The organism is Moorena sp. (assembly GCF_982860115.1).
In genome coordinates, this window is the sequence record NZ_CEYLVT010000189.1 from 1 (window position 1) to 14,752 (window position 14,752).

At 43.1% G+C, this 14,752-nt stretch carries 11 protein-coding genes; 7 read left to right on the forward strand and 4 right to left on the reverse strand.

Features of this window, described 5'->3' with window-relative positions:
* Positions 1-251: 251 nt before the first annotated feature.
* A complete protein-coding gene (locus AC4II3_RS24815; protein ID WP_293113589.1) occupies positions 252-383 on the forward strand; it encodes a hypothetical protein in 132 nt (43 codons plus the stop codon).
* Here AC4II3_RS24815 and AC4II3_RS24820 read toward each other — a convergent pair.
* Positions 340-3,249, reverse strand: coding sequence for a glycerol-3-phosphate acyltransferase (locus AC4II3_RS24820; protein WP_488009570.1), 2,910 nt, complete (start codon positions 3,247-3,249; stop codon positions 340-342). The two genes, AC4II3_RS24815 and AC4II3_RS24820, sit on opposite strands and share 44 nt — an antisense overlap.
* Before the next feature lie 946 nt (positions 3,250-4,195).
* Here AC4II3_RS24820 and AC4II3_RS24825 point away from each other — a divergent pair.
* Genes AC4II3_RS24825 through AC4II3_RS24850 form a run of 6 tightly spaced genes read left to right on the forward strand, consistent with a single transcriptional unit; the run spans position 4,196 to position 12,225 of the window.
* Positions 4,196-5,050, forward strand: coding sequence for an alpha/beta hydrolase family protein (locus AC4II3_RS24825; protein ID WP_488009572.1), 855 nt, complete (start codon positions 4,196-4,198; stop codon positions 5,048-5,050).
* 12 nt (positions 5,051-5,062) lie between these two features.
* Positions 5,063-7,063 carry a caspase family protein gene (locus AC4II3_RS24830; RefSeq protein WP_488009574.1) on the forward strand — a complete coding sequence of 667 codons (2,001 nt, stop codon included), beginning with the start codon at positions 5,063-5,065 and terminating at the stop codon, positions 7,061-7,063.
* Between the two features lies 1 nt (position 7,064).
* On the forward strand, positions 7,065-8,171 hold the full coding sequence (locus tag AC4II3_RS24835) for an AAA family ATPase (RefSeq protein ID WP_488009576.1): 1,107 nt from the start codon (positions 7,065-7,067) through the stop codon (positions 8,169-8,171).
* A 12-nt stretch (positions 8,172-8,183) separates the two neighbouring features.
* Positions 8,184-10,856: an SAV_2336 N-terminal domain-related protein gene (locus tag AC4II3_RS24840; protein WP_488009578.1), complete on the forward strand. Its 2,673-nt coding sequence runs from the start codon at positions 8,184-8,186 to the stop codon at positions 10,854-10,856.
* Positions 10,857-10,890: 34 nt separating this feature from the next.
* Entirely contained in the window at positions 10,891-11,838 is a 948-nt protein-coding gene (locus AC4II3_RS24845; RefSeq protein WP_488009580.1) for a formylglycine-generating enzyme family protein, read from the forward strand.
* Between the two features lie 51 nt (positions 11,839-11,889).
* The gene (locus tag AC4II3_RS24850; RefSeq protein WP_488009590.1) at positions 11,890-12,225 is read left to right on the forward strand and encodes a four helix bundle protein; all 336 of its coding nucleotides are present in this window, start codon (positions 11,890-11,892) and stop codon (positions 12,223-12,225) included.
* 45 nt (positions 12,226-12,270) lie between these two features.
* On the opposite strand, the gene AC4II3_RS24855 is transcribed toward AC4II3_RS24850, so the two are convergent.
* The 3 genes from AC4II3_RS24855 to psbA form a co-directional block, all read right to left on the reverse strand.
* Positions 12,271-12,543 (reverse strand): hypothetical protein, encoded by a 273-nt coding sequence (locus tag AC4II3_RS24855; protein WP_488009582.1) that lies wholly within the window; start codon positions 12,541-12,543, stop codon positions 12,271-12,273.
* Between the two features lie 2 nt (positions 12,544-12,545).
* The gene (locus AC4II3_RS24860; protein WP_008185541.1) at positions 12,546-12,731 is read right to left on the reverse strand and encodes a hypothetical protein; all 186 of its coding nucleotides are present in this window, start codon (positions 12,729-12,731) and stop codon (positions 12,546-12,548) included.
* A gap of 344 nt (positions 12,732-13,075) precedes the next feature.
* Positions 13,076-14,155, reverse strand: coding sequence for a photosystem II q(b) protein (psbA, locus tag AC4II3_RS24865; protein WP_488009584.1), 1,080 nt, complete (start codon positions 14,153-14,155; stop codon positions 13,076-13,078).
* Positions 14,156-14,752: the final 597 nt, after the last annotated feature.

Consider the following 14,752-nt stretch of genomic DNA (forward strand, 5'->3'; position numbering starts at 1 on the left):
GAGTAGGGAGTAGGGAGTAGGGAGTAGGGAGTAGGGAGTAGGGAACAGGGAATAGTGGAAAATAATGAATTGACCAAAAAATTATCAAAAAACTACTTTTTATAGATGACTGATGACGTTTTTACTATGACAAATGTTTGTTACTTAAATTATCATTTTTGCACAAAAAATTACTTAATATAGCATTTGTATTTGAGTTATGAATCCTACTCCCTAAAACCCAATATAGCAGTATAGCTCATAAATTAATTGTGATAATTTTTGAGGCCCTATTCCCTATTCCCTATTCCCTATTCCCTATTCCCTATTCCCTACTCCCTATTCCCTACTCCCTATTCCCTATTCCAATACCTCAACTGTCCCCAACTGACCATCAATCCTGACCCGCTGACCATCTCGTAATATATCAGTGGCATGATTAATATCCATTACGGCTGGGATACCATACTCTCGGGCTACAATGGCACCGTGGGATAAACGTCCCCCTACTTCAGAAATTAAGCCACCAGCACGAGCGAGTAATGGTGCCCAACCGGAATCGGTGTAAGGTACCACCACAATGGTTTGCTGGTCAATAGTGATATCACTTTGCAAGGTTTTCACTACTTTGACTAAACCCTCTACAAGTCCCGAACTGGCACCAATGCCTTGTAGCAGTCCTTGCTCAGACCCAGCTAAAGATTTGGGCTCAGCGGGTAAGGGAGGATTATTGCCATAAACCAGGAAAGGTACGCTAGTCAGCTCAGCATCCTGTGCCAATTTAGTCCGCCGTTGTTGCACAATTTCTGGAAGCTGTTGTCTGAGTTCCTGGTTATCACTACCTACTAGAGAGCGAATTTCGGCTAACTCCAAGAAAAAAATGTCCCCTGGTTCAACTAGTAAACCTGACAGCAGCCAGCGTGCCTCTATAGCCAAGAAGCTCCAGCGTAGGTGAGCCATCAGCTTAGAGTAGACTTGGGTCACCCGACCTTTGAGATCCAGCCGTGCTTGTACCACTTCAGCTTTCCAGCGTTGCCCTCTAGGTTTTGGAGATTGGGGCAGTGGATAAGCTAGAAACTGAGCGAACAACTTTCTGACAGCTCGGGGGTCTTCTTGCCAGCGGGGAATTGCTACATCGGTTGCCACTTCGCTAAGGTAACCATAGCGCTCAAGAAAGCGGTCAAACTGCTCTAAAATGCTGGAACCATCTGGGATTTCTGCTAGGGTGGCAAACAGAGAGGCTCCACTGTCATAGATAATCTGTTCGTGGCTTAATAAATGGCGAGCATCTGCTGCTATCCTAGCCAAGGCTCGCATACTATCGACCTCTGGAGTTTTGCTGTTATCTAGTTCTTTGTCATCAATCTTGAGTACTGCCTGCCGCAAGGACATACTAAGGGGAGCAAGAATACTATAGTAGGTGGCTCGTTTCAAGACCGTCAGAATACTGTCGATGCGTTCTAGGAGTTGTACTGGAGATAATTCTGAGTGGGTTCTTGCTGAAAGCTGATTCAATAGGGGCAGAAAGTGAGTTTGGTAATCCGCTTCAAAGTCTTGGTCTAAACGCCATTCCCGACCAAGCAATCGTAGTAAACCAGGTACGTTTTTTATAGTGGTATTTATCGGTGGTTTGGAAAACTTAGCTCCCCTAGTCAGAAATTCCAGACTTTCTGGGGGTAGACCCATACGCCTAAAAATTTCTCCCAACAGAGTAACATTGAAGTAAGCATGGGAATAGTGCAGGGTGGCAGTTTCGGTGAAATCCATTCCTTTAGCTCGCTTCCCTAGCACTATGGTAAAAATCTCTCCCCAAACACCGCAGGTTAGGGGACGGTTAATCGACCAAGTTAGGGGTCGGATTACTCCTGGAATTACTTCCGCAGCAATTTTACGAGTCCAGGTTGGTTGTAGGGTAGTGATAGGTCGTGCTTGCAGTAACCAAAGTTTTTGACCGTCATAACTCCACTCAATATCTTGGGGAAGACCCTGGTAATAGTCTTCTAACCGACGTGCCAAGAGCGCCACTTGTTTGATTAAGGCTGGGGGGACATCACCACTCCCTTCAATCCGTGAGGAGGCCAAACTTTCTGCTGAATCCTCTTGCTGCCCTGATTTCTGGAAATAAACTTGGTACTGCTCTGGTGTTACTTTACCCGATACAACTTGTGTAGCATATCCAGGTAAGGCTTCGACCACGACAGCTTCTCCCTGTTGGGAAATAGGGTCACGACTGAAAGCAACCCCAGAAAAAACCCCCTTGACTTGTTTTTGAATGAGCACAGCCATAGCTGTATCTGGCAGTTGCTGATCCCGACGGTATTGTGCCGCTACTGGATTACGATAAGACTCTAAGACTCGATTAATGGCATCCAGTAGTGCGGCTGAGCTAGTCACCTGCAAGATGCTTTGATACTGCCCTGCGGCTGAAGCCTGGGCTGAATCTTCTCCTATAGCAGAAGAACGCACTACCAGGGGTTCAGATTCAGAAACGGGTAGGTATTTGATCAACGGTTCTGGATCATCCCCTGGAGGCAGTACCCAGCCCACAGGTACTGAGTAACCAGAACGCTTCAGCTGGGATAGGGTGGCAGCTTTTTGCCCAACTTTTTTAGGGTCTAGTTTGGTGTCCAGAGAAATTACGGCACTATCGCCTTGGAAAAAATGAAACACTTTCTTAGATTCTGCTTGAGTTTCCCCACTCGGAAGGTCTAAGTCATCGGGAATTTTTTGATAAATCCAAGCTAATAATAGACTCAAGATGGTGGCAATTACAATTCTGGAGAAATCCTGGGGATGCAATAAAGCCAGAATTACAGGGAACAAGACTAAAATCACCAGTTTGCCCTGTTTGGGATTGCGGAAAATGGTAAAGCTAATCCCTCCAATCAAAAATACTAGCAATGCCAAAATGGGGTCATGGCATAATACTCCCCAAGTTACATTGGTCGTCCCTGCACCTTTGCCTATCCAGTAACGACCTAACACCAACATGATTAGAGCGATCAATTCCCAGGCTGATTCACTGGGAAAGAAGTGGCGAGCTAGTAAGACTGCGGCAATTCCTTTTCCTGCCTCTGAGAGCACTGCCAAAACACCAACCAGATTTCCTCCGTGGTAAAAGGCGGCTGAAACTGATATATTACCAGTACCGACCTGGGCTAGGTTATGCCTTGTCAGTACACGGGTAATCCAGGCAATCAGAGGTAGTCCGCCTAAGATAGGACAGACGGTAACTATGAGCAAGAACCCTAAAACCTGGTTTAGTGTCATGGAAGTAATGGAAATCACTTAGTGAGATAGAGAGGACTTTATTAAGAAGTATATATATATTAACTATTTGAACTTACTGGCATCGAAAACTATCTAGTAATAACAAGTAGTAATCGCAACTGGCAATCATACGTTTATTTTGTCAAATTATCTAAACCAAAAGCAAGCCAAATTGTCTACACAATTTTATTTTTTTAACTAAAATACGAGTAAATTATTTCTATAACCGGGTAGATTATTCCCTGTTATAACTATAGTTTTGGTTCCATGTCTTAACCTGATTTAGTCCTTAATTTTTTTCATAGCCGTTTTCATACCCGCAGCTTTTTCACAGGGGTTATCAAGTGCATTTTCCATAGTGAATTTGATTCCTATGCCAGCAGCCGGTCAAACCCCATCTTGCCCTCGGTAGTCACACTTTTGAATTAGTGTACGATGTTTGGTAAATTACAAGTATTTTCTTTTGTTTTATTTAACGATGTCTTGATGCAATAGCGAGTGGGGGAAACCCCCTTGGGCGGCGCTGCATCGCTTGATCATGTATAGCAGAAGTCGGAAGTTTGAAGTCAGAAGTCAGAAGTCAGAAGTTTGAAGTCAGAAGTCAGAAGTTTGAAGTCAGAAGTTAGTTGGGTAGTGGACCGACACATTTAAAATGGTGCAATAAGCGTAGGTTGGGTTGAAGAATGAAACCCAACACCAGTAACGCTTTGTTGGGTTTCCCTACCGCTCTACCCAACAAACATTTTTAGGTGTGCCACCCCAGTAGGGTGCGTGATAAGACGGAAAGCCTCTGATTTTATCAGTAGCCAGTATTGGAACAGTCCGTCCCGTAACCCACCACAGGTTCAAACAGCATGCATTCAGATGCACCCTGTAAAACACCTTAATGGGTAGTGCTATATTATATTATTTGGAGCAATCCTTACACAGATAGGTAGCTAATGGTATGGCTAAGATTGTGGGTGTTCATGGGATTAATCAAGAATTTAAAGGTAGTAATACAATTTATGCTAAGTGGCTACCAGCCCTCAAGGATGGTTTGGAGCGTGTTGGAGCTAGATTAGATTCTGATGATGAATTCCACTGTGCCTTTTATGGAGACCTGTTCAGAGGTCGCTCAAAATCAGGAATGGGGATACCTAACTATGAAGCTAATGATATTGACTCGGATTGGGAGAAGGAACTCCTCATGCAATGGTGGGAAGAAGCAGCAAAAGTAGAAGACGACATCAAAGGCCCAGCGGATATATCCAGAGAAAAGGCAACACCCAGACGTGTTCAAAAAGCTTTAAATGCCTTAAGTGGTTCTAGGTTTTTTGGTGGTGTTGCTGAAAAAATCGTGATTTCTTTTCTGAAACAAGTTCGGGATTACTTCCATAATCCAGACTTAAGACAGCAAATTCGCGGACGCATTGTGGAAGCCATAGACCACGATACCCGTGTATTGGTTGGTCATTCCCTCGGGTCAATCGTCTGTTACGAAGCCCTATGCCAACACCCAGAATGGTCAGTGGACGTTTTTGTGACTCTAGGTTCCCCATTGGGGATAAAAGGGCTAATTTTTGATCGTCTGGAACCCTCACCGGTCTCTAATTTGGGGTCTTGGCCGGGAAGTGTAAAAAGGTGGATCAACATTGCGGATGCGGGAGATATTGTTGCTTTAGAAAAAGAATTAAATCCTTTATTTGACGGGTTAGTGGAAGATAAGCTTGTTTATAATGGATCTGATTCTCACAATGCCAGTAACTATTTCACCGCATCTGAAACAGGAGAAGCTATTAAGTTGGGCTTGATGGATTAGTAGACGAGGGATATGGCGGGAAAACCCAGGTATTATTTAATCGCTTGTGGAACAAGTAATTACGAAGAGGATGATATACCTAACTTAGATAGTGTTCCGACAGACTTACAGAGAGTTGTTGATTTATTCACTCAGAAATTTGGATATGAAGAAGCCTTGATGAATCTTCGCTTGAATCCGAAGAAAGATCAGTTAATCAAACAATTTGCCTACTGGCTTCAAGATGAAGAGCGGTGCGAAACGGATATTGTAATCTTCTACTATTCTGGTCATGGTAAGTATTTGCCAGGGGAAGGGCATTATCTGTCGATGGAAGATACCGATAATAAGATATTTAAAAAAAACTCTTTACCCACTAAAAGTTTAGTTTCATCTCTAAATAATAAAGGAGTAAAAATATCACAAATTCTCTACATTATCGATACTTGTTTTTCCCAAAGTGGTGCAGGGGATATCATAAATTATGTTTCACAAGCAATGAACCAACACCAAAAAGTCGAAGGGGGAAACAACATTGATGTTCATGTTATTGCTGCTTGTCGTGCCAAGCAAGTAGTGGCAGAAGGTGTCTTCTCCCAGGCTCTTGAAAACATCCTTCTTGAGGACTGGATGGTTAGCGAGATTCAAGACGGATATATTAACCTGAGTAAGCTTTGTGAAAAAATTACTCAGAAAATTAACTCTACAGAACAAAATGTAAAATATAGCACTTCCGGTTCTGAGACTTCACCACATTTTTTTCCCTATTTACCTAAGACTTGGCAGACATGGGACGAAAAACGCGATGAGTTAGTCAAAAAATTATTATGTATTTTAAAAAAAGAAACTGAAAAAAGTTTATATTTTGTTAATTCTTTTATTTTAAGTAGAAAGCTTCTTGAAAAATTTGTCTTAGACGAGACAAGTCTTCTAGAAAAGTTAAATGAGTTTTCAGAACAACCAGTTTACCAAGGGGTTTGCCCACTGATTGCTTGTTCAGAATGGTGTAGGCTTAGATTTGATGATAAACGTCATCCTAGAAATTACAAGCCTAAACTTGCCCAATACATTAAAGATTGGCAATCTGAAGTTTGTGACTATAGAAAAGGTATAGATTTAGATAAAATAAACCAGTTTGTAGACAACTCATTTCATGAATTCAAACAGCGTCTTGATAATAAAGCTCTCCGGCTTCAAATTGAACTTGAACCTGAACTAGACCAAGAGTATAATACGGGTGAACTCTCCGGCTCGTTTCTTGTAAATATGAACCTTTGGATTGAAAGTGACAATTGCATACTTGCTAAGTATCCAGAGATGTTACGACTGGAACCGGAAGTTATTGAACCAAATGACGGTGACAAGAGTGAAGCTCTACTAACTTGCCTCAAACAAAATGATTGCTTGTCAAATTTAGTTCGTATAGTACGTTATAGTCTATCTGAATCGTTAGGTAAATCTGTTAATCTCGCTCTCGAATTCTTTATGCCTTTTGGTTATTTTAATACTCCAGTAGAAACTATATGTTTTCAATATGGTAAAAGAAGAAGAGCTTTAGGCAACGAATATCCAATATTTATTAATTCATATGAAAGACATTTTGATGAAGACTATAACGAAATTAGCGACAATATTAACACAAAAAAAATAGTTTTATGGGGTGATCATAATCAGTATCCTAATGAATTTTATGACGAGGATATTGAGGAACTAGAAATAGACCAAGATTTTGATACGTTATTAGAGCAATTTGAATCCTATGATCTTTACCGGGGTAAATCCCCCTCAGAATTAGTAATGACAATTATTGAAGAAGCTTTACCCATTGCTGTCTGGAATCGTAATGACAATCATTTTTTTATTAATCTCATTAAGGGTAAAGCTCTAAAGATATCAGAATGGCAAGATTGGCCTAACAAAATACGTGATTTACGAAAAAATAAAAAGGGTTTGGAGGTAACCCTTTTTTGGGATGATTTAAATTCTAAGCCTTCTGAACTCTTGCAACCCTTGAAAACAGACCTGGTGGACTAAAATGGCAAATAACCCGACACCTGAAAATCAGGATCCTCGCATCTACCGGGGCTTAACCCTCAGTGCGGAAAGTTTACCAACCCCAGAACAAAAACAACAGCATCTGAGTCGTATTCCACCGCCCCCGCCTTGGCGCACCTTTGGTCTGTCAGTTGATGAATGGGTTAAACAAGCAAAATCACAGAGTCCCCAAGACAACAAAAAAAAGATTAATCCAAGGGCATTGGGGTTTGTTCCGAGCACGCAAGCGGTAGAATTGGTGAATGCCGCATTGTGTTTGCGTCGCCCTTTACTGATTGAAGGAAATCCCGGTAGCGGCAAAACATCCTTAGCCTATGCAGTCGCAGCTGAATTGGGACTACCGGGGCCTTACCGCTGGTCAATTGTTTCTCGGACTACTTTGAAAGATGGTCTGTATGCCTACGATGCCATTGGGCGATTACAAGAAGTGTCTTTACTGAAGCAACAAGTTGGTAATACAGAGAGAATAAAAGAGCCTGACATTGGTAACTATTTAAGATTAAGACCAATGGGTATGGCATTTCATCAATCTCAACCCGGTAGACCCGCAGTGCTGTTAATTGACGAAATTGATAAGAGTGATATTGATATGCCCAATGATCTCTTACATATATTTGAGGAAGGATTTTTTGAGATTCCAGAACTGAGTCGCTTAAACAGGGACTTCCAAAAGGTACTTCCTTACCGAAGTCACGGGGATGATAGTGATGAAAAAATTTCGGTTTACAAAGGATTAATTCAATGTCAAGAGTTTCCCTTAGTCTTGATGACCAGTAATGAAGCACGGGAGTTTCCACCAGCCTTTCTACGCCGATGTCTACGGTTATCTCTCAAGCAACCTGATACCGAAGAGGGTTTTTATAAAATTTTAGAAAATCGCTTTGATGCCACCCATTTAAAGCAACTGGATGAGCCAGCTCGGAAATTAATCAAGGAATTTTTGGGACGGATTAACGCAAGAGACACAAAAAAGACAAAGTTAGCAACGGATCAATTGTTGAATGCTATCTATTTATTACTACAAGGAGATGACCTGACTGAAGAAAAACGGAAAGATGTATTGAATACTATCTTCAAATCACTGTGAGGTCAGGGGGAAATGGTGAGTGAAACAAATCAATGGTGGCAAGATGATAGAGAAGTGGCAGAGCTGATCTGGTGCTTGGCTCACGTAGATCGTATTGTTGCTCCTCCATTGTCTCAAGACATCAAACCACCAGAGGATGTACACCATTCTGATCCGGAATCATCCACTGAAAATCCCTCAGACGATTATCCAAATATTCCTCCCTCAGTAAGGGAAAAAGAAGAACAACATATACCGATTCGGACTTATCCTCAACCGTCCGACCATGCCCCGACTTCCCCTGAAAAACCCGAATCATCCTCCAGTAATTACAGCTCTCCTATTCATGTTCCTGATCCCTTTCCCTTACCCAAACCTAGGGAAATCAGTAAGGCACTGTTGCCCTTATCTAAGCGTATTTCTGGACTGGTAGCCAATGAACTGGATATTGAGGCAACCGTTGAACAAACCGCCGAAGCTGATGGATTGCCAATGGTGGCATTTCGTTCTCCCCTAGAGCGATGGTTTGAGGTACATTTATTGATTGATTGCTCCCCTTCAATGGCATTTTGGGGAGATTTAGCGGAAGGGGTGGCAACGCTTTTTCGCTGGCAAGGGTTTTTCCGGGATGTCCGGATTTGGAACTTCGATACAACAGAACCTACACCCCAATTGTTTTCAAGTATTGACCGTATGGAACGGAGTGTTCGTAGCCTGATCGCACCAGGAGGACATCGGCTCTTTATTGCCTTAACGGATACTTTGGGAAAAGCTTGGTATTCCGGTCAAGCCTTTGAGGTTTTAGCAGAATTAGGAGAACAGCATCCTGTTAGTATTGCCCATGTTTTTCCTCAAACCCTATGGCAGCGCACAGGTCTAGATCAGGCAATTCAACGACCATTGATTGCTAGTCAGGCAGAGTCCCCTAACTCCATGTTACAAGTAGGAGCTAGGCTTCGTACAACTGCTAGGTTATATCAATTTCCAATTTTCAATTTATCCGTTAACCACTTTAGCACTTGGGCGAATTTTACCACCGGGAGTGGCAGCAATTCGATTCAAGGGGTTTTAATTAGACAGGATAAGCCCGAAACAGCCACAACGAATCCTAAAAAGCAAAGGTCGGAACAACCTGAATCAGTGCCGGAAACTCCCCAACAGTTACTGAGAGGATTCTTGGCTAATGCTAGCCCCAAAGCCCGAAAACTTGCTGAAGTTCTGGCTGCTGTTCCCCTGATTCCTCCAGTGATGCGCTTGGCACAACAGTGGTTTTTACCGGATAGCGAACACTGGCATCTGGCAGAAGTTTTTTTTAGTGGTCTTATCCAAAAGTCTTCCTTGGGGCCAGAGCAGGCAACTGTTCCCGAAACTTGGTATGAATTTCGTCCGGGAATCCGGGAGTTACTGCTAGGAAATAGTCCAGTTCAACGCACCACAGAGATTTGGCGGGAAATTGGAGATTTCATAGAGCACCATTATGGTAGTCTCCGGGATTTTCCAGCACTGATTCCCAACCCAGCCGGGTCTGTTCCAGGTATTGCTGCAGATCGAGACCTCTATTTTGCCGAAGTCAAAGCAGCAGTTCTCACCACTTGGGGAGGAGAATACGCCAATTTTGCACAGGAACTCAGTGAAAAAGTAGCGCAAGGCAAACGGGAGAGAAATGAGATTGGTAAGGGGAGAGTTGATCTCACTGACAAGTTAGAACCTTTTGAATTTGAAGCGGAAGTCCCCATCATTGTTGTTGAAGAGGAGCTAGAGGAGGATGAAGAGAAATTACAACAGTGGACATTTCAAACCCCGACTGTTAACCGTCGCGGACAAATCATCAAAACCACAACCTACACCGCCTCTTACTTCACTGAAACCCTAACCGATAATGTCGAACTGGAAATGGTGGCTATCCCTGGAGGAACATTTACAATGGGTTCCCCTGAAAGCGAAAAAGATAGCCGTAGTCGTGAACGTCCCCAACATGATGTCACACTCCAACCCTTCTTTATGGGGAAATATCCCGTCACTCAAGCCCAATGGAAAGCGATCGCATTAATGACAGACTTGAAAGTTGAGACAGACTTAGATCGATACCCCTCAAGCTTTAAAGGAGAGAAGCGCCCCGTTGAAAGGATCAACTGGTATGAAGCAGTAGAGTTCTGTAACCGCCTTTCTAAGCTAACAGGAAGGGAGTATAGACTGCCTTCCGAAGCCCAATGGGAATATGCCTGTCGAGGTGTTAGAGAACCTCTCAAACTTGACAGTGGAGAATCCTATCCCCCATTCTACTTTGGAGAGACGATTACCGGACAGTTAGCCAATTACGATGCCTCAAGAACTTATCGGGATGAACCACCAGGAAAAAGAAGCGGGGGAATCACCCCTGTGGGTCAATTTTCTCCGAATCCCTTTGGGTTATATGATATGCACGGGAATGTTTGGGAATGGTGCGCTGATGATTGGCATGATAACTACAAAGGTGCGCCCAAAGATGGCAGTGCTTGGATTGATAAGAATGAAGCGAAAAATGTCAATGGTGAAAATAATTCAAATTCAGCCACAAATGACGAAAATAATCCAAAATCGCCGCTGCGGGGCGGCTCCTGGTTCAACAATCCTGATTACTGCCGTTCTGCGATTCGCTACGACATCCTTAGGCGCGACTACCGCGTCGACGTCACTTATGGTTTTCGTGTAGTGTGCGCTGGATAAAGTCAGAAGTTTTAAGTCAGAAGTTTGAAGAATTATGGCCAAACTGACCATAAAACGCCCAAAACAAACCTTTCGAGGCTACAGAGAATACATAGACGGTATCCCTCTCGAAATGGTCTTAATCCCTGATGGAACCTTTACCATGGGGGCACCGGAGAGTGAAGAAGGGAGTCGTGGCAATGAAAGACCCCAACATGATGTAACTATTTCCTCGTTTTTAATGGGACGTTACCCGATTACTCAAGCTCAATGGAAAGCGATCGCATCTCGATCTGACCTTAAGGTGAATAAAGATTTAGATCCAGACCCCTCTCATTTTAAAGAGCCCTATCAAGGGATAGATAGATGGCGAAGACCTGTTGAACGAGTCAATTGGTATGATGCAGTAGAGTTCTGTGACCGGCTTTCTAAGTTAACAGGAAGGGACTATAGACTACCTTCTGAAGCGCAATGGGAATATGCCTGTCGAGGGTTTACAAAACCCCTTAACCTCGAAAACGGAGAGTCCTATCCCCCATTCCACTTCGGAGAAACCATTACAACAGATTTGGCTAATTATCGCGGGACGGATAATAAAAACTTTGGATCGTCAGGATCTTATGGTAGAGGGCCAAAAGGAGAATACCGTGAGCAAACAACACCAGTAGGCTATTTTGAAGTCGTCAACTCTTTTGGACTCAGTGATATGCACGGGAACGTTTGGGAATGGTGCGCTGATGATTGGCATGATAACTACAAAGGTGCGCCCACTGACGGCAGTGCTTGGATTGATAATAATGAAGGAGAAAATGTCAATGGTGACAATCAGCCAAATTCATTAAAAAATGAGGATAAAAGCCCGTATTCAGTGCTGCGGGGCGGCTCATGGTACGACAATCCTTATTTCTGCCGTTCTGCGATTCGCAACTACGACTATTGGCGCGGCCTCCGCGACTACGATGTTGGTTTTCGTGTAGTGTGCGTGTCCGGGAGAACTGGATGAAGCCAGAAGTTTGAAGTTTGAAGAAATAATTTGAGTGATCAACAAGTTTAAATTCAGGACAGAACAAAGAAGTTTGCGGTTAAAATAGTCAAAGCTTGCATTTGGTTAGAAGAAGAATCTAAAGTTCCTAGAACCTTAGCAAATCAGTTATTAAGGTCAGGAACGTCTATCGGAGCTAATTGTAGTGAAGCTAAGTCAGCCCAATCCCGCAGAGATTTTATCAGTAAATATGAAATTGCTCTCAAGGAAGCAAGAGAAACAAAATATTGGTTAGAGGTTCTAATAGAAGCCGAGCTGGTATCATTAGAAAAGTTCAAAGGACTAATCCAAGAAACTGAAGAAATTATTAAAATATTAGTCACCACCGTCAAAAAACTCAAAGAATAGACTTCTGACTTCTGACTTCAAACTTCTGACTTCTGACTTCTGACTTCAAATCCCGATTTCCTCCTGTTCATCATCATCCGGTAATTTTTCCATCTCCTGAGCAATAAGTGTTTGAAAGTCTTCTCCACAATGAACATTTAAATGAATTGCAGCAGCCAGCAATTCTGCCAAAATCTCAGCTTGTTGTCTAGCACTGAGGTGAGGTGACTGAAGCTGATAGATTAAAGCGGTAACCGTTTGGCATTCTGAGCCTAATTCTGTAATTAATGTTTTGAGAATATTGCTAGTAATAGGAATGGAGCGGTCGCGAATCTGCATAATTATTTCCCCAATCGTTTTAGTGCTTGCTGAATTCCCTTCTCAAAGGCACGAATCTCAGTTTCCCAATGCCTTATTAAACCTTGATCGGGAAAGTCCTTTTCATACTCTAGTTTAATCTTTTCTTGGTGTTCAGCAATGCGCTGATTCAAGCTACGAATTGCCTTTTTGTGGTTTTTCTTTCCCATAAAGTTTATAGATGCACCCACAGACTTGCACCAGTATCTTATCGGGATGGTGTCTTCACCTTTATATTTTACCTACCCATACTTTTTATCTTGTAGGGTGAATGAATTGGTAGATCTCATTTTTGCTGTTTGACCCAGTGGTGCGTTACGGGGCGCACTCTCCTAACCCTGGCTACGAGGCAGAAAATGAGGGCACCCCTAACGCACCCTACGCAACTTCAAACTTCAAACTTCAAACTTCAAACTTCTAACTTCTGACTTCTAACTTCTAACTTCCAAATAAAAAAGCGCCCCCCAAACGGAGAGCGCTTTTCTCAAACTCAGCCAATTAAGCCAAATTTAGATTAGCCGTTGATAACTGGAGCAGTTAAAGCAACAGGAGTAACTTCACCAGCAGCTAAGTCTAGAGGGAAGTTGTGAGCGTTACGCTCGTGCATTACCTCGAAACCTAGGTTAGCGCGGTTTAGTACATCAGCCCAAGTGTTGATTACATGACCTTGAGAGTCAATAACACTCTGGTTGAAGTTGAAGCCATTGAGGTTGAACGCCATGGTGCTGATGCCCAGAGCGGTAAACCAGATGCCTACTACAGGCCAAGCACCCAAGAAGAAGTGCAAGGAACGGCTGTTGTTGAAGGACGCATATTGGAAGATCAAACGACCGAAGTAGCCGTGAGCTGCAACGATGTTGTAAGTTTCTTCCTCTTGTCCGAACTTGTAACCATAGTTCTGAGACTCGGTTTCGGTGGTCTCACGCACTAAGGAGGAGGTCACCAAAGAACCGTGCATAGCACTAAACAGTGAACCGCCGAATACGCCAGCTACACCCAGCATGTGGAAGGGGTGCATAAGAATGTTGTGCTCAGCTTGGAACACGAACATGAAGTTGAAGGTACCGCTGATTCCCAAAGGCATACCATCAGAGAAGGAACCTTGTCCAATGGGGTAGATTAGGAACACAGAAGTAGCAGCAGCCAAGGGAGCGCTGTAAGCAACGCAGATCCAAGGACGCATGCCTAGACGGTAGCTCAGCTCCCACTGACGACCCATGTAGGTGAAGATACCAACAAGGAAGTGGAAGATGATTAGCTGGTAAGGACCACCATTGTAGAGCCACTCATCTAAGGAAGCTGCTTCCCAGATTGGGTAGAAGTGCAAACCAATGGCGTTAGAAGAAGGAACAACAGCACCAGAGATGATGTTGTTGCCATAAATCAAGGAGCCAGCAACGGGCTCACGGATGCCATCGATGTCCACAGGAGGAGCAGCGATGAAGGCGATGATGAAGCAGATGGTAGCGGTTAGCAATGTGGGGATCATCAGTACACCGAACCAGCCTACATATAGGCGGTTGTTGGTGGAAGTGATCCAATCGCAGAACCGGTCCCACACGTTAGCGTTACGCTGATTTAATGCGGTAGTCATGTTCGGATGATTGCGTTTATTTGATTATCTAGGTTCAGCAGGCTTGTTTCGCCTGTCTGTATTTATCCTAATACAATCCTGAAGATAAATACATTTTCGGGGTTTAATCGTAACTTTATTTAAAACTACTTAACTATACTTAATAAAACCCAGGCGATCGCTTTCATCAATGATTACTGATAGCTAACAAAATTGTAATGAATCCGAGGGATGAATCCGAGGGATAAATCCTATGCTGAGCAAGGCTTAGGCCAGTATATGGCTAGCTTGGTGAATCCCTTTGAACCACTGCTATTTTAGCTTAACATTGCTTAATAAAAAGAGTAGTGATTGCTTTTGTCAATCCTTACTGATATCTCGGAGAATTTTGATTAATCTTAGGGGTTAATCCTACCTTGGGGAGTGCCTAGCTAGGCTATGACAGGCTTCTGAATCTGTCTGAATTTACTGCTATTTTAGCTTAACATTACTTAATAAAAAAGGTGCGATCGCTTTATTAACGCTTGTAATCCTAATCTTGCGTAGAACTGGCATCTTGCGTAGAACTGGCATCTTGCGTAGAACTGGCATCTTGCGTAGAACTGGCATCTTGCGTAG